The organism is Amycolatopsis sp. FDAARGOS 1241 (assembly GCF_016889705.1).
Lineage (GTDB): Bacteria > Actinomycetota > Actinomycetes > Mycobacteriales > Pseudonocardiaceae > Amycolatopsis.
In genome coordinates this window covers 9,122,055-9,141,287 of record NZ_CP069526.1, presented here as the reverse complement: position 1 = coordinate 9,141,287, position 19,233 = coordinate 9,122,055, and the positions used below count along the sequence as shown (strand labels likewise).

Annotated in this window: 23 protein-coding genes and 2 pseudogenes; 13 read left to right on the top strand and 12 right to left on the bottom strand. The window is 70.7% G+C overall.

Features of this window, described 5'->3' with window-relative positions; genetic code table 11:
• Positions 1–67: 67 nt before the first annotated feature.
• Entirely contained in the window at positions 68–688 is a 621-nt protein-coding gene (locus tag I6J71_RS44420) for an AAA family ATPase (RefSeq protein ID WP_204092331.1), read from the bottom strand.
• Positions 675–1,316: a bifunctional 4-hydroxy-2-oxoglutarate aldolase/2-dehydro-3-deoxy-phosphogluconate aldolase gene (locus tag I6J71_RS44415; protein WP_204092330.1), complete on the bottom strand. Its 642-nt coding sequence runs from the start codon at positions 1,314–1,316 to the stop codon at positions 675–677. Before I6J71_RS44415 ends, I6J71_RS44420 begins: the two co-directional genes overlap by 14 nt.
• A 124-nt stretch (positions 1,317–1,440) precedes the next feature.
• Here I6J71_RS44415 and I6J71_RS44410 point away from each other — a divergent pair, with 124 nt between their 5' ends.
• The 7 genes from I6J71_RS44410 to I6J71_RS44380 all read left to right on the top strand — a co-directional run bounded on the left by I6J71_RS44410 (position 1,441) and on the right by I6J71_RS44380 (position 8,103).
• A complete protein-coding gene (locus I6J71_RS44410) occupies positions 1,441–2,487 on the top strand; it encodes a hypothetical protein (RefSeq protein WP_204092329.1) in 1,047 nt (348 codons plus the stop codon).
• Positions 2,484–3,473 (top strand): LacI family DNA-binding transcriptional regulator, encoded by a 990-nt coding sequence (locus tag I6J71_RS44405; protein ID WP_239155593.1) that lies wholly within the window; start codon positions 2,484–2,486, stop codon positions 3,471–3,473. Before I6J71_RS44410 ends, I6J71_RS44405 begins: the two co-directional genes overlap by 4 nt.
• A 44-nt stretch (positions 3,474–3,517) precedes the next feature.
• Positions 3,518–4,009 (top strand): VOC family protein, encoded by a 492-nt coding sequence (locus tag I6J71_RS44400; RefSeq protein ID WP_204092327.1) that lies wholly within the window; start codon positions 3,518–3,520, stop codon positions 4,007–4,009.
• Positions 4,009–4,914: a sugar phosphate isomerase/epimerase gene (locus I6J71_RS44395; RefSeq protein WP_204092326.1), complete on the top strand. Its 906-nt coding sequence runs from the start codon at positions 4,009–4,011 to the stop codon at positions 4,912–4,914. Before I6J71_RS44400 ends, I6J71_RS44395 begins: the two co-directional genes overlap by 1 nt.
• Positions 4,914–5,891, top strand: coding sequence for a Gfo/Idh/MocA family protein (locus I6J71_RS44390; protein ID WP_204092325.1), 978 nt, complete (start codon positions 4,914–4,916; stop codon positions 5,889–5,891). The genes I6J71_RS44395 and I6J71_RS44390 overlap by 1 nt, the downstream gene beginning before the upstream one ends.
• 74 nt (positions 5,892–5,965) lie before the next feature.
• Positions 5,966–7,342 carry an MFS transporter gene (locus I6J71_RS44385; RefSeq protein ID WP_204092324.1) on the top strand — a complete coding sequence of 459 codons (1,377 nt, stop codon included), beginning with the start codon at positions 5,966–5,968 and terminating at the stop codon, positions 7,340–7,342.
• Positions 7,339–8,103 (top strand): SDR family NAD(P)-dependent oxidoreductase, encoded by a 765-nt coding sequence (locus I6J71_RS44380; RefSeq protein WP_204092323.1) that lies wholly within the window; start codon positions 7,339–7,341, stop codon positions 8,101–8,103. Before I6J71_RS44385 ends, I6J71_RS44380 begins: the two co-directional genes overlap by 4 nt.
• A 505-nt stretch (positions 8,104–8,608) precedes the next feature.
• Here I6J71_RS44380 and I6J71_RS44375 read toward each other — a convergent pair.
• Both I6J71_RS44375 and I6J71_RS44370 read right to left on the bottom strand, forming a co-directional pair.
• A complete protein-coding gene (locus tag I6J71_RS44375) occupies positions 8,609–8,845 on the bottom strand; it encodes a DUF2180 family protein (RefSeq protein ID WP_204092322.1) in 237 nt (78 codons plus the stop codon).
• A 197-nt stretch (positions 8,846–9,042) separates the two neighbouring features.
• Positions 9,043–10,032, bottom strand: coding sequence for a methyltransferase (locus I6J71_RS44370; protein WP_239154260.1), 990 nt, complete (start codon positions 10,030–10,032; stop codon positions 9,043–9,045).
• Between the two features lie 57 nt (positions 10,033–10,089).
• Between I6J71_RS44370 and I6J71_RS44365 the strand changes: the two genes are divergently transcribed.
• The gene (locus I6J71_RS44365) at positions 10,090–10,761 is read left to right on the top strand and encodes a dihydrofolate reductase family protein (RefSeq protein WP_204092321.1); all 672 of its coding nucleotides are present in this window, start codon (positions 10,090–10,092) and stop codon (positions 10,759–10,761) included.
• On the opposite strand, the gene I6J71_RS51550 is transcribed toward I6J71_RS44365, so the two are convergent.
• Both I6J71_RS51550 and I6J71_RS44360 read right to left on the bottom strand, forming a co-directional pair.
• A complete protein-coding gene (locus I6J71_RS51550; protein WP_370542261.1) occupies positions 10,740–11,012 on the bottom strand; it encodes a hypothetical protein in 273 nt (90 codons plus the stop codon). The two genes, I6J71_RS44365 and I6J71_RS51550, sit on opposite strands and share 22 nt — an antisense overlap.
• A gap of 180 nt (positions 11,013–11,192) precedes the next feature.
• Positions 11,193–12,096: pseudogene (locus I6J71_RS44360) on the bottom strand (FAD-dependent monooxygenase); the annotation flags it as partial.
• Positions 12,097–12,209: 113 nt separating this feature from the next.
• Between I6J71_RS44360 and I6J71_RS44355 the strand changes: the two are divergent.
• On the top strand, positions 12,210–12,845 hold the full coding sequence (locus I6J71_RS44355; RefSeq protein ID WP_204092320.1) for a TetR/AcrR family transcriptional regulator: 636 nt from the start codon (positions 12,210–12,212) through the stop codon (positions 12,843–12,845).
• Between the two features lie 102 nt (positions 12,846–12,947).
• On the opposite strand, the gene I6J71_RS49545 is transcribed toward I6J71_RS44355, so the two are convergent.
• Positions 12,948–13,220: a phosphotransferase gene (locus I6J71_RS49545; protein WP_239154259.1), complete on the bottom strand. Its 273-nt coding sequence runs from the start codon at positions 13,218–13,220 to the stop codon at positions 12,948–12,950.
• Positions 13,221–13,340: 120 nt separating this feature from the next.
• Positions 13,341–13,767: pseudogene (locus I6J71_RS51545) on the bottom strand (phosphotransferase); the annotation flags it as partial.
• A gap of 63 nt (positions 13,768–13,830) precedes the next feature.
• On the opposite strand from I6J71_RS51545, the gene I6J71_RS44345 reads away from it, so the two are divergent.
• Complete coding sequence (locus I6J71_RS44345; protein WP_204092319.1) at positions 13,831–14,709, top strand: hypothetical protein; 879 nt, start codon at positions 13,831–13,833, stop codon at positions 14,707–14,709.
• Between the two features lie 10 nt (positions 14,710–14,719).
• Positions 14,720–15,172 carry a hypothetical protein gene (locus tag I6J71_RS49540; protein ID WP_239154258.1) on the top strand — a complete coding sequence of 151 codons (453 nt, stop codon included), beginning with the start codon at positions 14,720–14,722 and terminating at the stop codon, positions 15,170–15,172.
• A gap of 265 nt (positions 15,173–15,437) precedes the next feature.
• Here I6J71_RS49540 and I6J71_RS44335 read toward each other — a convergent pair whose 3' ends face one another.
• The 3 genes from I6J71_RS44335 to I6J71_RS44325 all read right to left on the bottom strand — a co-directional run bounded on the left by I6J71_RS44335 (position 15,438) and on the right by I6J71_RS44325 (position 17,260).
• Entirely contained in the window at positions 15,438–16,076 is a 639-nt protein-coding gene (locus I6J71_RS44335; RefSeq protein WP_204092318.1) for a pyridoxal 5'-phosphate synthase, read from the bottom strand.
• A 1-nt stretch (position 16,077) separates the two neighbouring features.
• On the bottom strand, positions 16,078–16,794 hold the full coding sequence (locus I6J71_RS44330) for a hypothetical protein (RefSeq protein ID WP_204092317.1): 717 nt from the start codon (positions 16,792–16,794) through the stop codon (positions 16,078–16,080).
• 64 nt (positions 16,795–16,858) lie between these two features.
• Positions 16,859–17,260: a DoxX family protein gene (locus I6J71_RS44325; protein WP_239154257.1), complete on the bottom strand. Its 402-nt coding sequence runs from the start codon at positions 17,258–17,260 to the stop codon at positions 16,859–16,861.
• A gap of 159 nt (positions 17,261–17,419) precedes the next feature.
• Here I6J71_RS44325 and I6J71_RS44320 point away from each other — a divergent pair, with 159 nt between their 5' ends.
• Complete coding sequence (locus I6J71_RS44320) at positions 17,420–17,956, top strand: DUF2020 domain-containing protein (RefSeq protein ID WP_204092315.1); 537 nt, start codon at positions 17,420–17,422, stop codon at positions 17,954–17,956.
• Positions 17,957–18,094: 138 nt separating this feature from the next.
• Positions 18,095–18,547: a hypothetical protein gene (locus I6J71_RS44315; RefSeq protein WP_204092314.1), complete on the top strand. Its 453-nt coding sequence runs from the start codon at positions 18,095–18,097 to the stop codon at positions 18,545–18,547.
• 61 nt (positions 18,548–18,608) lie between these two features.
• On the opposite strand, the gene I6J71_RS44310 is transcribed toward I6J71_RS44315, so the two are convergent.
• Complete coding sequence (locus I6J71_RS44310; protein ID WP_204092313.1) at positions 18,609–19,232, bottom strand: hypothetical protein; 624 nt, start codon at positions 19,230–19,232, stop codon at positions 18,609–18,611.
• Position 19,233: the final 1 nt, after the last annotated feature.

The window sequence follows — 19,233 nt, the reverse complement described above, 5'->3', positions numbered from 1 at the left end:
CCACCCGGCGGCGCCGTGGTGGGAATCGGTGCCGCGGGCGCAGAGGACGCGTCGCCGCGAGCCTGACTTAGGTGGTGCTGCCACCGAACCCGGCACGCCCGGCAATCTCCGTGACGACGCCGAGGTCCGGTTCTCCCTCGTTGTCGACGGCGACGTGTCGTGTGCCGGACCAGACGCAGTCCTGGGTTCCCAGTTGTGTCCAAAACGTGGGCCAGTCGGCGAGTTTGGCGCGGTCGCGAGTGAGGCCTCGCTGAGTCAGTCGCGTGTGGACGGTCTGGGCGGAAGCTCGTACTTCGACCACGACGATTGGTGTTGTTGCGGGCCATTGGGCTCGGTTGGCGGAGGTGGTCAGGAAGTCCGGGTCGCCTAGGTAAGCCGCGAATGGTGCATCGAGGACTACGGGAAGGCCGAGCCGCAGGTTGTCGGCGGCTGTCGTGAACACGGCAGCGTATTCGGCTGGCATGAGCCGCTCGAGATAGGTGGCGTCGTCTTCGCGGCCGCCCGCTCGGCGGCCGGCCAGTTCTAGTGCCGCGTCCACGAGTTCTCCAGCGATGGAGTCCTTGTCGAGGTAGGCGGCGCGCAGTCGTTGCGCGAGCTTTTTTGCCACGTAAGACTTTCCAGAGCCGGCAGGGCCGATCGTGACGAAAGCCGGCGGCGGCTCGGCGGTCAGGGGGTCAGGCTCGGGCATCGGCGACCGCCTGGAGAAATGTGCGGGCCGCTGCGCGCACCGGGTACTGCTCGGTGGTTTCTCGTCGTGCCGCTTTGGTGATGAAGCTGCCGACTCCGACCGCTGTTACCCCGGCGTCAAACCAGTCGGACAGGTTGCCGGGGGAGACGCCGCCTGCCGGGACGAGGGGGATGTGGGCGAGCGGTTCGAGGACCGCCCGGGCGTAGTCGCGGTTGAGGAACGAGGAGGGGAACAGCTTGACCATGTCGGCTCCGGCGCTGGCCGCTTGGACGATTTCCGTCGGTGTCGCCGCTCCGCAGATGCTGACGACCTGGTAGCGCCCAGCGGTTTCGAGCATGCCGCGGTCGACGTGAGGGCTGACGAGGAATCGGGCGCCGGCCTGGATGCTGGCGTAGGCGGACTCGGCGTCCAGCACGCTGCCGGCGCCCACCTCGGCTTCGGGGCATTCGGCGTTCAACCGGCGGATCACGTCGAGGGCGCCCGGCGTCGTGAGCGTGACCTCGACCGCACGTATCCCGCCGGCGACGGCCTCGCGCGCCACCTCGTACGACGCTTCGGCGGTGGGCAGGCGCACGATCAGCACGGTGCCTGTGTCGTACACGGTCGTCAGGGTGCGCAGCTTGCGCATCAAGTCACCTCACGGGGTCGGGGCGGGGGGTTGGTGTTGACAAAGCTTAGGACCCTCTGCTTCGGTATTGCAACCGATCTCAGCAACCGATCTCATAAGTTGGTGCCGAGGTCGGACGGGAGCGGTGGAAGCCGCGGAAGGCGATCCGGATCGAGGCGGGAGGCGCGCGGTGAGACGTCCGCGAACAGTCGTTCTAGGCGCTCGGCATTGGCATGTGCCGTTGTACGTGGACGCCTGGGCAGAGACGCACGACGTCGTGCTGGTCCAGGACGACGCACCCGATCAGGTCGCGGGAATTGCCCGGCGCCTCGGCGCTTCGGTCACCGGGGAGGTCGCCGCGGCGCTGGACGCCGGGCCGTGGGATCTGGCCTATGTGTTCGGGTCGCACGATCGCATGTCCGAGATCTGCCTGGCTTTGGTCGACCGCGACGTCCCGTTCGTGGTCGAGAAGCCGGGCGGGTTGGGGCCCGACGACGTCGAGCGGATCCGGGACGCGGCCGCGTCGGCAGGTGTCGCGGCGACCGTTCCGTTCGTCCAGCGCGGGGGGCCGGTGGACCAGGCTCTTTCCCTGGCTGGCGCGCCGACCTACCAACGGGCGAGTTTCGTGGCCGGTCCGCCGGAGCGCTACCTGGACGCGGGTTGCCCATGGATGCTCGATCCCGCCCGCTCCGGCGGGGGATGCCTGGTCAACCTCGGGCCGCACTTCGTGGACCTCTTTCTGCGGCGCAGCGGCGCCCGGCGTGTCGAACTCGCGGCGGCTCGTCTGTCCGCGAGCCTGCACCGCGGGGACGTCGAGGATCACGCGACGCTCGTGCTGGCCGGCGATGACGGCAGCGAGGCGATCATCGAGGTGGGCTACGCCTTCCCGGCGAGTGCGGCCAAGCGGTACTGCTCCTACACCAGCGCCGGCGGCGAGGGCTACGTCGACATCGGCACCACCGGCCAGGTCTCGTTCACGCGGGCGGCGGATGGCGCCGCGGAGTCGAGCTTCGTCGAGGTGGACAGCGACCCGCTGTACGACGTGTTCGTCCGGCGGGTGTCGCAGACGTGGACCGAGGGATTCGCCGGGCTGCCCACGCTGAGCGAGCTCAGCGAGACAATGCGCCTGATCTGGGCTGCCTACGAGCAGTCCTCCGTTGCGGTTTCAGGAGGTCAGCCTTGGCTGAGGTGAGCATCGACGACGTCGCGGCGCGGGCGGGGGTGCACCGTTCGACGGTGTCGCGCGCGTTCTCCCGGCCGGAAGCCGTGAATGCGAAAACCCGGCAGCACGTCCTGGAAGTGGCCGAGAGCCTGGGCTACCGCATGAGCCCGCTGGCGCAGGCGTTGCGGCGCAAGACGAGCAACCTGATCCCGCTGATTGTCCCGGACATCACCAACCCGTTTTATGGGGAGCTGGCCAAGACCATGGCGTCGGCCGCGGCCGAGCGGGGATACCAGCTGGTCTTGTGCGTGTCCGGCGGCGAGTCGGCCCAGACCAACGCGTATCTGACGGCGCTGGAAGGGATGTACGCGCCATTCGGGATAGTCGCGCCGTCGACCAGCGTGGATCTCGACGAGCTGCAGAACGTCGCGCTCGGCAGCAGGGTCGTCGTCGTCGACCGGGTCGAGCAGGCGAGCGTGCCGACGGTGACGGTGGACAGCGCGGCAGGGATCGCGCTAGCGGTGGAGCACCTGCGCGAACTGGGGCACCGGCGCATCGCCTACGTGTCGGGGATTTCCGGGACGTACACCTCCCGGGACCGGTTGGCGGCCTACGAGGCGCTCGCAGCGGAGCTGGAGATGCCGGCGACAGTCCTGGACACCGGTAGCGGGCCGGAAGCGGGCGAGCGCGCCGCCGAGCGGTTCGCTGGCCTGACCCGCGGGCAGCGCCCGACCGCAGTGATCGCGGCCAACGACATGGTCGCGTTCGCGTTCGTCTCCGCGCTCGGCGCACGAGGCGTGTCGGTCCCGCACGAGGTGTCCGTCATGGGCTTCGACGGTCTGGAGCTAGGCGCGCGGTTCAACCCGCGGCTGACCACGGTGCGCCAGCCCATCGCCGACATGGGCGCGATCGCCATCGACCTCGCCGAGAAGCTCCTGGCAGACGGGGAGGCGCGGCACGTCGTACTTTCCCCGGACCTGCTGGTCCGGGCGTCGACCGCGGAGGCGCCGCGATGAGCCTGCCTGCCGGGTTCCGTTACGTCGACCACGTCGGTTTCACCGTGCCCGACCTCGCCGAAGCGGTCGCGTTCTTCGTCGAGGCACTGGGCGCGGAGGAACTGTACCGGTCAGCGCGCGGGCCAGACCCCGAGTTCATGCCCGAGCATTTCGAGGTACCGGCCGACGCGCGGCTGGAACTGGCGATGTTGCGCATGCCGCCCAACCTGAACGTCGAGCTGTTCCAGTGGTGGAGCGCAGACCGCCAGTCGGACCATCCGCGGCACTCAGATGCCGGTGGCCACCACCTGTGCTTCGCCGTGGAGGACGTCGACGCGGCCGTCGAGCACCTTCAGTCGCATGGCGCCCGCGTGCTCGGCGGGACCAAGGAAGTCGGACCGGACAGCCCGCTCGTCGCCGGGAACCGGTGGACCTACCTGAGGGCCCCGTGGGGCTTGATGCTGGAGCTGGTCGACAGATCCCGCGTCCACAACCCGCCCCCGCTTGTCGAGCCCGCCGACTGGGCCGGCCCCTCCCGAACCGGAAAGGACCTGTAATGCGCATCGCCGGCCACACCCTCGGCACTCCGGAACAGACCGTTCCCGAGGCGCTGGAGCTGTTCGCCTCCGCGGGTCTCGACGGCGCAGAAGTCATCTACCAGAACGGGTACCGCAGCGGGCTTGCGGTCGGGGATGAGGCCGCCGCGGACGAAGCGGCCCGTGTCGCGGACGGTCTCGGTGTGCCGGTGGTGGGGCTGGCTCCCTACACCACGGGGATCAACCATGCGGATCCGGCGCAGCGGCGGGCCGCGCTCGACGAGCTGCGCGCGGCCGTGGACTGCGCTCACCGCGTGGGCGCGACCAGGATCCGGGTGTACGCGGGGTCCTGGGCCCCGGACCGGACCGACCACGCCGGACATTGGGAGCGCCTCCGCTCCGGGCTGTTGGAACTCGCGCCTCGCGCCGCCGCCGCGGGAGTGCGGTTGTGCGTGGAAAACCACTTCGGAACTATGACGCAATCGGCCGCAGGGACCGCGCGGCTGGTGCGCGAGGTCGGCTCGCCGGCTGTGCGCGTCCTCTACGACCAGGCGAACCTCGCCTTCACCCACGACGAGGCGTGGCCGGAGGCGCTGCAGGAGCAGGGCGACCTGATCGGGCACGTCCACGTCAAAGACCTCGTCTTCACCGATCCGGACGCGCCGTTCGTCGCGTCCGAGACGGCCCGGGTGAAACCGGAGGAACGCGCCGTGCGCTCCCGCGTCGTGGGCGAGGGAATCCTGCCCTGGGCCGAGATCCTGCGCGCGATCCGGCACCAGGGCTATGACGAGGTCCTCAGCCTCGAGTACGAGTACCGCTGGCACCCACAGGACTTGCCGCCTCCGGCGGAGGGGTTCGCCCGATCCGCCCGCGCGCTGCGTTCGCTCGTCGCCGAAGCCGGGCTCGCACCGGCGGGGGAGTCCTGATGAGCCGGCTGCGGGTCGGGGTCGTCGGTGCCGGGAACATCGCGCACATCGCGCAGCTGCCCACCCTGGCGGAGCGGGACGACGTCGTGCTCGAGGTCCTGGTGTCCCGGCGCGAGGATCCATCCGACCTCGTGCGTCGCTGGGGATTCGCCGCGGCGGTGCCGACGGTTGAGCACGCGCTCGAGCGCGACCTGGATGCGATGTTCGTCCTGACGCCCAGATCAGAGCATGTCGCAGGCGTGCGCTGTGCACTGGAGGCGAACGTCGACGTCTTCTGCGAGAAACCCCTCGCGACCGCGACGTCCGACGCGGAGCGGCTTGCGGACATCGCCGACGAGCGCGGCCGGGTGCTGATGGTCGGGTTCAACCGTCGGTTCGCCCCGACCTACGTCGCCGCCCGCGAGCAGTTCGGCGATGCGGGCGCGGGATTCTGCGTCGCGCAGAAGAACCGGCGCGGCAGCGAGTACCGCGCGACGTTCGAGAACGCCATCCACATGGTCGATCTGCTGCGCTGGTTCTGCCCGGGTGAACCGGTCGACGTGTCCGCGCACGCCGCCGGCGACGACCCCTGGCAGGAAGACGGAGTGTCCGCCCTGGTGCGATTCGCCGGCGGCGGCACCGGCGTCCTGACAGCCGCGCGGAACGCGGGCTCGTGGGCGGAGAAACTCGACGCCTACGGAGCACAGCGCTCGGCCGAGGTGGTCGCACCGGACACCGTGACCCTGACCCGGGACGGCGTGAGCACCGTGCGCTCCATGAGTCCCGAGGCGTTCGGCTGGGCCACCGCGACGAACACCTTCGGCTTCGCCGCGGCCGTCCACCACTTCCTCGACCGCGTCCGCGACCGTGGCGCACCGCTGACGTCCGGGCGGGAAGCCGCACGCACACAAGCACTTCTCGACCAGATCCTGCAAGCAGCCGGGCTTCCGGTGCAAGAGCAAGAGGGCCGGGCCTGGTCCAGCCACGCGACCCGCTGACCCGTTAGAAACCCAGCCTCGCCGCAAGCGGCGGCCTGGCGCCGACCCACCCCTCACCGACCGAGGAGCGTTCAATGGCGACCGCACGAAAGAACAGCCCGCCCAGGGCCGTCGAGCCCACCGGCCACCCGGCCGTCGCGCCCCGCCGCACGGCGACCAACATGCTGGCGGGCACCATCGGCCATTTCGTCGAGTGGTACGACTGGTACGTCTACGGCGTCCTGGCCGCCGTCTTCGCCGATCAGATCTTCCCGAGCACCGCGTTCACGCCGCTGGTCTCAGCCTTGGTCACCTATGCGATCGGGTTCGTGGTGCGGCCGTTGAGCGGCTTCGTCATCTCACCTCTGGCTGACCGCTACGGCCGTCGCGTCATTCTGGCCGCCACCATCGGCGGCATGGCAGGCGGCAGCCTGATCATCGCGCTCACGCCGCCGTTCTCCGTCATCGGCTACGGGGCGCCACTGCTGTTCGTCCTTGCGCGCGTCCTGCAGGGCATCTCGTCCGGCAGCGAGATGCAGAGCGCCATCGCCTACATGGTCGAAAACGGCTCGACCAACCGGCGCGGGCTGTTCGGCTCCCTGTCGAACATGGCCAGCGGTCTGGCGACGCTGGCCGCCACCGGCATCGCGGCGATCATGACCTCGACCCTCGACAGCCACGACCTCGCGGCGTGGGGATGGCGCATCCCGTTCGCGATCGGCGGCGTTCTTGGTGTCGTGGGCTTGCTCGTGCGCTCGCGCGCCGACGAATCCCCGGAATTCGAGGCGGAGGTGGAAAACACCTCCGTTGTCCGGCAGCCGGCCCGCTCGAGGCTGCGGGAACTGCTGCGCAACCACCCCAAAGCTCTGCTGCAGACCGCGGCGCTATCGGCCCCGACCGTCGCCTATTACACGTGGGCGACCTTCCTCCCGACCTACGCGCATGTCACCACGGGACGCGCCCTGGCCTCCACCCTGACCGGAAACGCCATTGGGCTGGGCCTGCTGGTGGTCATCGTGCCGCTATGCGGTGCGCTGTCCGACCGCCTCGGCCGGCGCAAGCCCTTCCCGATCATTGGGGCAATCGGCATGGTCGTGGCTTTCTATCCGTTGCTGTTGCTGTTGCGGCAGCCCGGATTCGGCGTGTACGTGATCGTGACCGCGTCGGGCTGGGTGGTTCTGGCGATCTGGCAGGCGGTCTACCCGACGATCCAGGCCGACCTGTTCCCGGCGGCCGTGCGCGTGTCCGGCATTGGCGTGGCCCACCAGCTCGTGATCGCTGCCCTCGGCGGGACAGCTCCGCTCATCGCCAGCGCCTTCCTCGACGCCGGGCACCCGATGGGTGTCGCGGTGTACATGACGATCATCGTCGCGCTCTGCCTCGTCGTGTACCTGACGCTGCCGGAGACCGGCGCCTCCGGCAAGCGCGCCACCGCGACCGCCGCGCCGACGGCGACGGAGGACGTCCGATGACCGGCCCCTCCCGCGTCGCGCTGGTCACTGGGTCCAGCGGAGGCATCGGTGCCGCCACCGCACGACGTCTGCACGCAACGGGCGCCGTGGTCATCGGCTGCGACCGCACCGCACCAGACAGCCGCCCAGGGTGGCTCGCGGACTTCCGCGAGCTCGACATCACCGACGAACAGGCCGTGCAGGCCGTCGTGGCTGGGATTCGGCAGGAGTTCGGAGCGATCGACGTTCTCGTGCACGCCGCGGGAATTCTCGGCGCCGTACCCGATCTGCTCGCCACGCCGAGCGCCGAATTCGCGCGTGTGATGGGCATCAACGCGACAGGCGCATTCTCTGTGCTGCGCGAGGTCGGGCTGGTCATGCAGGCCCAGCGCTCCGGCGCGATGGTGGCGGTGGCCTCCGTCGCCGCGAAAGAGGCCCGGCGCGCGTATGTGCCCTATAACGCCAGCAAGGCGGCCGTACTGAATGTGTGCTGGTCGCTGGCTTTGGTGCTCGGCCCGGACAACGTGTCGGTCAACTGCGTCTGCCCCGGCCCGGTCAACACCGCCATGTGGGACCAGCTCGCCACCCGCGCCGCTGGCGGCGACCCCGACGGCGACCGGCGCGCCCGCCAAGCTCGGGCCGCGCAGATCCCGATGGGCCGGTTCGCCGAACCGGAGGAAGTCGCGGCGACCATCGCCTTCCTCACCGACCCGGAAAACCGTTACCTCACCGGGTTGAGCCTCGACGTCGCCGGTGGTGCCCGGCTCGGAATGGGCAGCTGAGATATCCGGCCCGTTCTGCGGCGCCCCCGGGGAATAGATCCCGTTGCACCGGGGGCGCCCGGGGTGGAGCGCAGCGTGCTGGAGACGCGTAGCAGATTCCGGTATTCGCCTGCCGCGATCTGCAGCCGGCCCCTGTCCTCGCACCATTCGGATCGGACATGCGCGACGACGACATGAGTTCTAATCGCTCGCGCCGAGGGGTTTGCTACGGCGATCTAGACGCCAGCGGTGCTGGGGCGGGCTAGTTGATCAATGGGAGCCGCGGTGGGTGCGAAATGATGTCTGCGCCATCCATGTAAGCCACGGGAGACAACAGCAGGATCAGTGTGACCTGCCGCGGACGCCGGAGATGGTGTTGACCAGCGCTTTTGCAAGGCGGGGGTCAGGGGTTCGATTCCCCTCAGCTCCACATCAGCTCACCAGCGTTTCTCGTATCCCAGGGCCCTCAGAAGCACCAGGAGCCGCCGGTGTCCGGCGGCTCCTACGGGGCCTGCTGCGACGAGGCTCACTCGCGGACCGCACTGGCCTCCTTGTAGCGGGCGCGGGTCGGAGTGGGCCGCGGCTCGCCGCAGTGCGCGCAGGCGATCATGCGCCGGGCCCGGCGCGGTGCCACGACACCCGGCGTCGAGGCCGGGAACGCCTGGATGGCCACGTGCACGAGGCAGGTCGCGGCGCCGCAGTGCACACAGACCCCGACGGCCGGTTCGCTCATGCCTTGTGTCGCGCAGTCGATGCAGATCATGGTTCTCCTTGAAAAACGCAGCGGGGATACGCCACGATAAGCAGGATTTCGTGAGCTGACCGTCTTCTTGTTCCGCATCACATTGACGGATGCGCCGCGGGACCGGTAACGGGCCGGATCCGCGACGCGGCCGGACCGACTGAGGCAGACATGCGCTTGGCCGGCTCGACCGCCGCGGGCGTCCGAGACGGTGGCGGTCAGCCGGCTGTCCGGCGGAATTCGAGGAGACTGCGCTCGCTCGTCAGGTCGATCGCGTCGTCCAGGGTCAGACCCTGGGGCGCGGCTAGCGACTCGAGCTCAGCGACGTGACGGTCGCGGCCGCCGAACATCGTGAGCATGGACAGGTTGAGCTCGGTGTTGGTGCCGCGGTCGGCGACGTGCTCGACGACCAGGATGCAGCCGGTCGGGCCCGCGGCTTCGGCGCAGCGGGCCAGGATGCGCCCGGCGTGCGCGTCTTCCCAGTTGTGGAGGATGTCGACGAGCAGGTAGGCGTCGGCGCCGAGTGGGAGCGGGTCGAAGAAGCTGCTGGCCGTGGCTTGTGTGCGTTCGGCGAGATCGTGCGCGCGGAAGGTGGCGAGCGCCGCGGTCGAGTCGAGGTCGACGAGGTGGCCGCGCATCCGCGGGTGGGCCGCGAGGATCGCCGCCAGTACTTCGCCGTTGCCGCCGCCGACGTCGACGAGGGAGTCGAAGCGCGACCACTCGAAGGCAGCGACGAGGTGGGGCAGTTGCGCGCGGATCCGGAGCGTCATCTGCCGGTCGAAGGACTCGCGCAGGTGTGGGTGTTCGGCGAGGTCGGCCCAGAAGCCGGCGCCGTAGCGGCGCGGATACGCCGCCTCGCCCGTGGCGACGCTGTGCGCGAGCTCGACGAACGCCAGTTCGGCGCGGCCGCCGGCGGTGTCCAGGCGCAGCAGCGTCGTGATCAGGTTGTCGTCGCAGAGGTTGCTGCCGTACGCGGTGGTGCGGAAGCCGTCGCCCGTGCGTTCGAGGATGTCCAGCGTCGCGAGGTGCTCGAGCAGCAGCCCGAGCGCGACGGCGTTCACGTGGAGTTCGTCGGCCAGGATGGCGGCGGACGCGGCGTCGCGTAGTCGTTTCGGCAGGTCCAGGGTCACGGCGACCCGCAGCGCCATCGGTGTCGCCAGCCCGGCCATGCGCAGGAGCGAGCTCGTATCGTCGTCGGTGCGTCCCACGAAGATCCACTCTGCCCGGCCGGTCAACCGAAATCCCACGAATTCCCAGGAGCGCCGATGCGTCCGTACGTCCTGCTCAGCGTCGCGACCAGCGTCGACGGGGCGATCGACGACACGACACCGAACCGGCTACTGCTCTCCAACGCCGAGGATTTCGACCGCGTCGACCAAGAGCGCGCGGAATCCGACGCGATCCTCATCGGCGCCGGCACGATCCGCGCTGACAACCCGCGGCTCCTCGTCAACAGCGAAGACCGCCGCGCCGAGCGCGTCCGCGAAGGAAAGCCCGCGTATCCCTTGAAGGTGACTGTGACGGTGTCCGGTGACGTCGATCCGGACTGGAAGTTCTGGCACCACGGCGGCGAAAAGCTCGTGTACACCACGGAATCCGGTGCGCGGCTCGTTCGGCAACGCTTGGGGGACCTGGCCGGCGTCGTCCCGCTCGGGACCACTGTGGACTTCGGCGCACTGCTCGACGACCTCGGCCACCGCGGGGTTCGCCGGCTGATGGTCGAGGGCGGCGGACAGATCCACACGGCGTTCCTGTCGCAGGGCCTGGCCGACGAGATCCACCTCGCCGTCGCGCCGCTCGTCGTCGGGGACGCCGCCGCGCCGAAGTTCCTGCTGCCCGCGCACTACCCCGGCGGGTCGACGCGGCGGATGCAGCTGCCGGAAGCGCGCGCGGTCGGCGACGTCGTGCTGATCCGCTACGCGCCCAAGGACGTCTGAAGATCCAGCGGGGTCTCGCCGCGCCAGCTGACAGCCGCGTCCGGCCGGATCAGCGCGGCCGCGAAGTCCGCGTCGGCCTTGGCCCGCACCAGATCCACGTGGTCAGCCCAGCCGGGCGGGAGTTGGACGTCGCCGGTGAGGTCCAGGAGCACAGCGTGGCCGGCGCGGAGGAGTTCGGCCACGCGGGTGGGACCGGTGGCGGTCACGAGGTCGAGGTCGGGCAACCGGGTCGGGTCGTCCAAACCGGACATCATTCCCGCGAGGTGGCGGTTGGTGTCGGGCAGGCGCATGAGGTCGGTGAAGATGTCACGCAGGGCGAGCACGTCCGGATCCGGGTGTGGCGCTGCCAGAACCCGTTGCGCCGCAGTGTGGTGCAGCACGCGCGCGGCCTTCGGGTGGCGTTCGGTCTGGTACGTGTCGAGCAACCGTTCCGGTGCCCAGCCCGCGAGCGTCGCCGCGAGCTTCCAGCCGAGGTTGAGGGCGTCCTGCACGCCGAGGTTGAGCCCCTGGCCGCCGAGCGGCGGGTGGATGTGGGCGGCGTCGCCGGCGAAGAAGACGCGGCCGTGGCGGTAGTTCTCGAGCTGGCGGGTGGCGTCGCTGAACCGGGAGATGGTGAGGATTTCGGCGAGGGTGGTGGGTTCGCCGTAGAGCTCGGTGAACGCCTGCCGCACGGCTTGTGCGGACATCGGCGTTTCGTGCTCGCCGAGCTTGCCGAACGTGAAGCGGTACCGGTCGCCGCCGATCGGCACGACCATGCCCCAGTGGTGCTCGGTGGCCCGGGTCAGCGTGCTCAGGTGCCCGGCCCACGCGGGCACGAGGTCGGAGACGGCGGAGAGCCGCACGTCGGCGAGCACCGCGCGGTACGTGCCGGGGCGGCCGGGGAACGGCAGGTCCAGGAGCTTCCGCACGGTGCTGTGCGCGCCGTCGCACGCGACGACGTACTGGGCCCGGAGGTCGGTCTGGTCGTGGTCACGGTGACGCCGGTGTCGTCCGGCTCGATCGCCGTGGCGTCGTGGCCGCGCAACACGCGCGCGCCGCGGGCGGTGGCGGCGGATTCCAGGATTTCCTCGACCTTCCACTGTGGAATGCCGATCGGATGCGGATACCTGGTTTGCCAGGGGCTGTTGTCGAGCGGCACCGGCAGCCCCGCGAAGTGCCCGCCGACGGCGGCTCGATCGACCTGGTGCTCCAGGATCGCGTCGAGCAACCCGCGTGCGTCGAACAGCTCGGCAGTGCGCGGCTGGATGGTGCCGCCCTTTGTCTGCTCGATGCGCTCGGCCAGCTTCTCCACCACCAGACCTCAGCGCCGCCCAGGGCCAGCTCGTGCGCCAGCATCAGGCCGGTCGGGCCCGCTCCCACCACGATCACGTCCCCAGAACTCTCCCTCGGTGCACAAATATACTGAGTGCAATTTAGCCCTGGGTGCAGCAGAGCGGTAGGATTGGTTCGTGGACGACCAGCCCGGCCTGCGGGAACGCAAGAAGCAGCGCACCCACGACGCCATCTCCAACGCGGCCATCGACCTCTTCCTCGAGCACGGCTTCGACGCGGTCTCGATCTCACAGGTCGCCGAAGCCGCCGAAGTCTCGCGGCGCACCCTCTTCGCCTACTTCCCGGCGAAGGAGGACCTGGTCCTGCACCGCGTCGCCGACCACGGGACGGAGAGCGCGCGGGTCGTGCGCGCCTACCCGGCCGCCCCGCTCACCGCCCTCCGCGCCCACTTCCTCGACGGCCTCGCCCGCCACGACCCGATCGCCGGGCTCTGCGACCTGCCGGAGGTCCTGGCGCTTTACCGCCTGATCACGAGCACCCCCAGCCTGGTCGCCGGCATGCTGCGCTTCCGAGAGAGCGCCGAACACGCGCTCGCCGCCGAACTGGGCGATCTGCCGGGCGTCGCACCTCTCACCGCGCGCCTCGCCGCCGCCCAGATCGCCTCCGTCCAGTGGCGGCTCTCCATGGAGAACCACGACCGCGTGGCCACCGGCGTCCCCGCCACCACTGCCTACCCCGGCGCTGTCGCCGCGGCCGAACAGGCCTTCGACCTGCTGTCGCACGGCTTGGCGCCCGTGCTGCCACAGGCCTGACGGACGCCTGCAGACCTGCCGCCGGCGTTTCTCCGGCGGCATCGAGCGCTTCGATCCGCCGTCATCCGACGCCACCGACGCCACCCGCCGCCACCCGCCGCGTCAGGCGCGAATCCGCGCCAAAGCCGCGCGGCCGGCCGGAGCCCAGCTCGGCTTGCCGCCCGGGGGGCCGGCTTCGCCGATGGCGATGAGGCGGGATGCGGTCAGCAGGGCCCAGCCGCGGGCGCGCCGGAAGGTCGCGTCGTCGGTGGCGTACGCGGTGAAGAACCGCGTCGGGTCGGGGAGGAGGACCCAGGCGGCGGCGAGGTCGGTCGCGGGGTCGCCGGCGCAGAGTTCGCCGAAGTCGAGGATGCCGGTGAGGGTGCCGTCGCGCACGACGACGTTCGCCGGGTGGAGGTCGGCGTGGAGCCAGACCGGTGGGCCCTGCCAGGCAGGGGGCGGCGACGGCGTCGGCCCAGATCTCGCGGTGGGGCGGGCTGTCGAGGGTGGCGGTGAAGAGCGCGAGTGGGCCGCCGCGGTCGGAGTGGGTCGGGGCGTCGGCGGGTGCTTCGCGGTGGAGCGCGGTGAGGAACGCGGCGAGGGCGCCGGCGGCGTCGGCGCGGGTGATCGGGACGCCGTCGGCGGGCTCGCCGGGCACCCAGGTGACGACGGTCCAGTGTTTCGGGAACCGTTCGGCCGGCCGGCCGAGGCGAACGGGCGTCGGAACCGGCAAGGGGAGGTGTGGGGCCAGCGACGGCAGCCAGCGGCGTTCCTTGGCGAGCAGGCCGGACGCGCGTTCGGTCGCGAAGGGGAGGCGGACGGCCAGGTCGTCGCCGAGGCGCCAGAGCTGGTTGTCCCAGCCGGTGGCGGCGCGTTGCAGCGGCCGGTCGGCGAGGTCGGGGTGCTGCTCGCGCAGAAGTGCGCGGATGAGGTCTTCGGTCATGAGCGGTCCCCCGGTGTCCGAACTGTTCAAGACGAGCCCGTCGCGGCGTGCGACGGTGATCGTATGACTGTGAACCTCGCCGCTGCCGCGTCCTTCCTCGCCACGCACGGGCGGTTGCTCGACCGCCGCCGCTTCGAGCTGCTCTTCGGCGACGGTGATGCGGACGCCGTGCTCGCGGCCGTCGCGGCGTACCGCAACGCCGACGGCGGGTACGGCTGGGGCCTCGAACCCGACCTGCGCGCGCCGGAGAGCCAGCCCGGCGGGGCGCTGCACGCGTTCGAGGTGTTCGAGGACATCGCGCCGGCGACGACGCCGCTGGCGGTGGAGCTGTGCGACTGGCTGGAGTCCGTTTCGCTCGCGGGCGGCGGGTTGCCGTTCGCGTTCCCCGTGGCGGACCGCGCGGGCAGCGCTCCATTTTGGACGGACGCCGACCCGGCGAAGTTCTCCCTGCAGAGCACGGCCTTCGTCGCTTCCACGGCGTTGCGCGTCGCGCGGCACGACAAGGCGGTGGCGGAACACCCGTGGGTGCGGGCCGCGACGGAGACGTGCCTGGAAGCCGTCCGCCGCGTGGAGACGCAGCCGCACGCGATCGAGCTGTCGTTCGCGATCCGGTTCCTCGACGCCGCGCACGCGACGCGGCCGGAGGCGGGCGAACTTCTCGACCACCTCGGCCGGTTCCTACCGCCCGACGGGATCGTCTCCGTCGCCGGCGGCCGCGCCGGCGAGGTGCTGCGCCCGCTCAACTTCTCGCCGCTCCCGGGCCCCGCGCGCAAGCTGTTCGACCCCGCCGCGATCACTGCCGAGCTCACCCGTCTCGAGTCCCAGCAGCACGACGACGGCGGCTGGAGCGTCGACTTCGCGAGTTACTCGCCCCAGGCGTCGCTCGAATGGCGCGGCTACGCCACCGTTGGCGCGGTTTCGGTGCTGCGGGCCAACTCGTAGTGTCGGTGGCGTGCTGCCCCAGGACAGTCACGTCCACACCGAGTGGTCGTGGGACACGGTCACCGGATCGATGGTCCGCTCGTGCGAGCGGGCGCTGGAGCTCGGCCTGCCGTCGCCGGCCTTCACCGAGCACGCCGACCTGACCCCGTGGCTGATCCCCGAGCCGGTCCGCCCGCACCTGCCCGAGCACTTCCGCGTGCGGTTGCGCGCGGACGGCGTGCTGGCGCTCCTCAACGTCTTCCTGCGGCTTTCACCCGGCCCGCACTCCGCACTACTTTTCGGCGCCGGCGGCACCGGACGCTCGTGCTGGCGGCCGCCGTTAGCAAATCTCTTTGGCTCTTGCCACCGAACCCTCCGACTTGTCCACACCCGACCTTCTGTCACGACGGTTCTCCACAGGTTCAGCCGGTGCCGGTTTTTGGGGCCTCACCTCGGTAAAATGGAGTCGGGGACGCCCCCCTGAGGCGGGCGGGGGCCTGTTCTGCCGGGCCGAAGGGGGAGTGCGCGGTGAGGGGCGAGTGCGCGTTCGGGAAGTGGCGGCGGGCTGAGGTCCGCGCCGGAGGGGGCGCTGGAGTGTGCGGTACAACCGGGGCCGCGCCCGGGTGGGTCCGGCCGGGGTCGGCGGTGTCAGACGCCGGCCCGGAGTGCGTGGGTCGGCCGGGTTCGGGCTCGATCGGGTTGCGGGCGCAGAAGGCTTCGGCGCCCGCAAGCTGGTGGGCGGTTGCGGGTCAGGGCCAGAGGCGGTCGTGGGTCCAGGTGCCGCCGTCGCGGTGGTAGCGCACGCGCAGGTGGCGGCGGTCGTGGGAGGCTTGCCAGAATTCGACCGTCGTGGGCGTCAGGAGGTAGCGCGTCCAGGTTTCCGGGGCGGTGTCGGGATTTTCGGCGACCCAGAGCTCCGCGGCCTCGGCGGCTTCGGTGAGTTTGGCGGGGTCCGGGAGGACTTCCGACTGGTGGCCGATGAACGCCTCGACGCGGGAGGCCGGCGGGCGGGCCAGGAAATCGGCCGCGGAGACTTCGGGGGTGGCCTGCCGGAAGGTGCCCCGCACGCGGACCTGGCGGCCGCGGCCGGGCCAGAAGAAGGTGAGGGCGGCGCGCGGGTCGCCCGCGAGCTGCCGGCCCTTTGGGCTTTCGGAGCTGGTGGCGACCGCCCAGCCGTCGGGTTCCACGTCCTTGAGGATCACCACGCGGGCGTCCGGGAAGCCGTCCTCATCCACTGTGGACAGGGTGACGGCGTGGGGCGCGAGGACGTGTTCGCCGGCCTCGGTCAGCCACTCGAGGAACAAGTCTTCCGGGGTGTCCGGGGCCGTGTCCGGGTCGAAGGACGGGAGGTCTTCCGGGAAGGATTGCCAGCCGCGCAGGGAGATCATGTCACTGACCGTACGGCGGATGGCCCGGTGGCGGGTAGTGCGGCGGCTGGGGCCCGGGTGGGCCGGCGGCCGGAGGCGGCGGCGTCTGAGCTTGCCAGCCGGGCGGGATCTGCCGGCCGGGGAAGCCGCCTGGACCGGGGGCGCCAGGCGCGGGCGCCTGGCCGTAGCCGCCTTGAGGAGCAGCATCGCCCGCTTGCCTGGCTTGCCACTGCGCCTGCCACAGCACCTGCTGGTAAGCCTCCGCCGGTTGCGGAAAGCAGAACAGCAGCTTCGCGTTCACCGACCCCTGCACGGCCGCGCCCCAGAACTTCCCGCCCGCCCAGGCGTAGGTCAGGCCGGCGTACGGGTCGACGGCGACCATGCGGGTTTCGCCGCCGAACTGGTTGGCGGACTTGGCCGAGGCGGCCGCGGCGGCGTCGGGGTGGACGCGGCCCACGAGGCCCGCGATGACGACCGACGCGGCGGTCCAGCCGATGGTGCCCTGCACGTTGGCCCGGGCGTGCTGCGTGGCGAGCCCGGTGAACTGGACCAACGTCTGCGCGTCGATCTCCGGGTACGCGGCCGCGACGACGCAGAAGTTCATGGTGGACAACATGATCGACTCCGCGAACAGGCCCACGGCGGCGGTCACCGGTCCGATCTGGACGGTGTTGAGCTGCCCGCCGCTGCGCTGCACGCGTTCGGCGACCACCTGCAGGTACTGCTCCGGAGTGAACAAGCCGAACTCCCCAAAACCGAGAAAACCGCCCGGTGTCCATCGTCGCACGCCAGGCGGTGGGGACTCAGCTCGCGGGCAGCGGCGCGCGGCGGAAGGCGTCGGCGAGCGACCAGGTGCCGCCGCCGGTGAAGGCGAGCAGCAGGAACGCCCACGCGAAGATCGCGGCCTGCTCGCCGCCGTTCTCGATGGGCAGCACGGCCGAGCCGGCGTGCACGGCGAAGTACGCGAAAGCCCTGGAACCGGAGCAGATCACGGCGGCGGCGCGCGTGCCGATCCCCAGCGCGACGAGCGCGCCGCCGACGAGCTGGATCAGCGCTGCCCACCACCCGGGCCACTGGCCGGTCGGTGCGGCGTGGTGGCCCCACAGCCCGAAGACCATCGAAGCGCCGTGGCAGAAGAACAGGAACCCGAGCACGATGCGGAAGAGTGTGAGGACGTGGTCACGCCCCCGGTCGAAGAGTTTCACGGCTGTCATCTCCCTGGCAGTCGGAAATACGCGACCGTCAGGGTAGGTAGACCAACACTCGAACTTTAACCACAATGGGTGATGTCTCCCTTACTCACTGAAACTCGACCCTTTCACACTTCACTCTCGTGTGACTGGACATGATTGACTGTGCGCGCTATGCGACGAATCCTCGCTCTCGCGCCCGCCGTGGTGCTGCTCGCCGGCTGCGGCGCGCCGACCCCGATCACCGGGACGCCCCAGCCCGAACCCCCGTCCGCGGCGACGTCCAAGGCCCCGGCCCCCGGTCTCCCGCCTGACCCCCAGCCCGCGCGCGAAGCGAAGTGCCCATACCTCTCGGCCGAGACGGTGCAGGACGCGAACGGCCAGCACGTGACGACCGTGCGCGTGTCCGCCGACGAGCCGCACCCCGCGTGCTTCTTCTACCGGCCCGACGGTGGCCTGCAGGTGACCGTCCAGGTCTACGTGGGCAGCCAGGACGTCGCGACGAAGCTGGTCAACCGGGCCGCTCCCGTCGACACGTCGAACCCCGCGTCGGACCCCGCGGGCTGGAAGGGCGGCTACCAGCCGACCGGTGACGGAGTGGTGTACGCCGTCGCGAAGGGGGGCGACGCGGTCATCGTGACCAGTAACCAGAAGCAGAGCATCAAGGCACGCACAGTGGCGAAGAAGGCTATCGCGGCCCTCGAACTCTGAGTAGTGACCTCCGCATGGGTGAGTGAAGTTGATCTTGTATTACCCTATGCGGCACGCGCAGGCCAGGAGCACTCGCGCGGGCGGGTGCCCGTCCGGCACCACCAGCACTTCGCCATCTCGACGACAAGGACAAGATTCGTGGCTGACACCCTCAAGGAAATCCTGCTCGACTCCAGCCGGCGCCCGTCGGTCGTGACCGACCTCGAGGGTCTGGTCGACGCCGAGGTCTCCGACAAGGGCGGGGTTTCCGGCGCCGTCGTGAAGACGGGCTTCGCTGCCGTCAAGAAGATCAAGCCGGGCATCATCCCCTCGGCGGTCGACAGCCTGCTGGACGACTTCGCCGGTGCGCTCGAGCCGTTCTACGGCGACTACCGGGCCCAGGGCGGCAACGACTTCGGCGCCTACCTGACCAGCCGCTCCGACGCGGCCGCCGACGCGCTGCTGAGCGTCACCGACTCGCGCGCTGAGCGCAGCAGCCGCGACAGCATCAAGAAGGTCTACTCCAAGCTGCGCCCGAACGGCAAGAAGAACGTCGAGGAGGCGCTGCCCCGCCTCGGCCAGCTGATCGACAAGCACGCCGCGATGGCCTGAACCGCCTAGGCGACAACGGAAGAGGGCCCCGGGGTGCAGTCCCGGGGCCCTCTTCTCGTCCTCAGTTCTTCTTCTCGGCGGCCGGCGTGCTCGGCGCCTTGCCGTTGCTCGCGGGCGACGGCGTGGTCTCCGACGCGGGCTGGGCCGGGGGAGCCGGCGGGGTGGCCTTCGGCGGCGCCGGGGCGACCGGCGGCTCCTGCTGGCGCGACTTCAGCGCCACGGCGGTGCCGACGGCCACGGCACCCAGGCCGAGCAGCCACGGCCAGCGGCGACGCTTGCGCGTGCCCTTGGCCGCCGCCTTCGCCTCGACGAGAGCGGCCCGGAAGTCCTTCTTCGCTGCCTTGAAGTCCTTCTTGCCGCGGCGCTTCGACTCGCCGGCCGACTTCGCGGCCTTGATGGCGGCCTTCTTCGCCTTGCGGCCTGGCTTCTTCAGCTCCGCGATGCGGGCCAGGGCCTCCTTGCGGGCCGCGGCCGAGCTCTTCTTGAGCTCCTTGCGGGTCAGCTCGGTCTTCTTCGCGAGCTTCTTGCGGGCCCGGCGGCTCTGCTTCGCGAACTCTTCGGCACTGGCTTCGGCGGCCTTGGCGGCGGCTTCGGCACCCGCCTTGCCCGCGTCGGTAGCTCGCTTGCGCAGGCCGAGCGCGCCGGACTTCACCGACTCGCTCACCGAATCTGCGGCCCGGGTCATG

Excerpts from the sequence above, each read along its gene's own strand:
- I6J71_RS44420 (WP_204092331.1), bottom strand. The coding sequence starts at position 688 with ATGCCCGAGCCTGACCCCCTGACCGCCGAGCCGCCGCCGGCTTTCGTC.
- I6J71_RS44415 (WP_204092330.1), bottom strand. The coding sequence starts at position 1,316 with ATGCGCAAGCTGCGCACCCTGACGACCGTGTACGACACAGGCACCGTG.
- I6J71_RS44395 (WP_204092326.1), top strand. The coding sequence starts at position 4,009 with ATGCGCATCGCCGGCCACACCCTCGGCACTCCGGAACAGACCGTTCCC.
- I6J71_RS44390 (WP_204092325.1), top strand. The coding sequence starts at position 4,914 with ATGAGCCGGCTGCGGGTCGGGGTCGTCGGTGCCGGGAACATCGCGCAC.
- I6J71_RS44385 (WP_204092324.1), top strand. The coding sequence starts at position 5,966 with ATGGCGACCGCACGAAAGAACAGCCCGCCCAGGGCCGTCGAGCCCACC.
- I6J71_RS44380 (WP_204092323.1), top strand. The coding sequence starts at position 7,339 with ATGACCGGCCCCTCCCGCGTCGCGCTGGTCACTGGGTCCAGCGGAGGC.
- I6J71_RS44375 (WP_204092322.1), bottom strand. The coding sequence starts at position 8,845 with ATGATCTGCATCGACTGCGCGACACAAGGCATGAGCGAACCGGCCGTC.
- I6J71_RS44365 (WP_204092321.1), top strand. The coding sequence starts at position 10,090 with ATGCGTCCGTACGTCCTGCTCAGCGTCGCGACCAGCGTCGACGGGGCG.
- I6J71_RS51550 (WP_370542261.1), bottom strand. The coding sequence starts at position 11,012 with ATGTCCGGTTTGGACGACCCGACCCGGTTGCCCGACCTCGACCTCGTG.
- I6J71_RS44345 (WP_204092319.1), top strand. The coding sequence starts at position 13,831 with ATGACTGTGAACCTCGCCGCTGCCGCGTCCTTCCTCGCCACGCACGGG.
- I6J71_RS44335 (WP_204092318.1), bottom strand. The coding sequence starts at position 16,076 with ATGATCTCCCTGCGCGGCTGGCAATCCTTCCCGGAAGACCTCCCGTCC.
- I6J71_RS44320 (WP_204092315.1), top strand. The coding sequence starts at position 17,420 with ATGCGACGAATCCTCGCTCTCGCGCCCGCCGTGGTGCTGCTCGCCGGC.
- I6J71_RS44310 (WP_204092313.1), bottom strand. The coding sequence starts at position 19,232 with ATGACCCGGGCCGCAGATTCGGTGAGCGAGTCGGTGAAGTCCGGCGCG.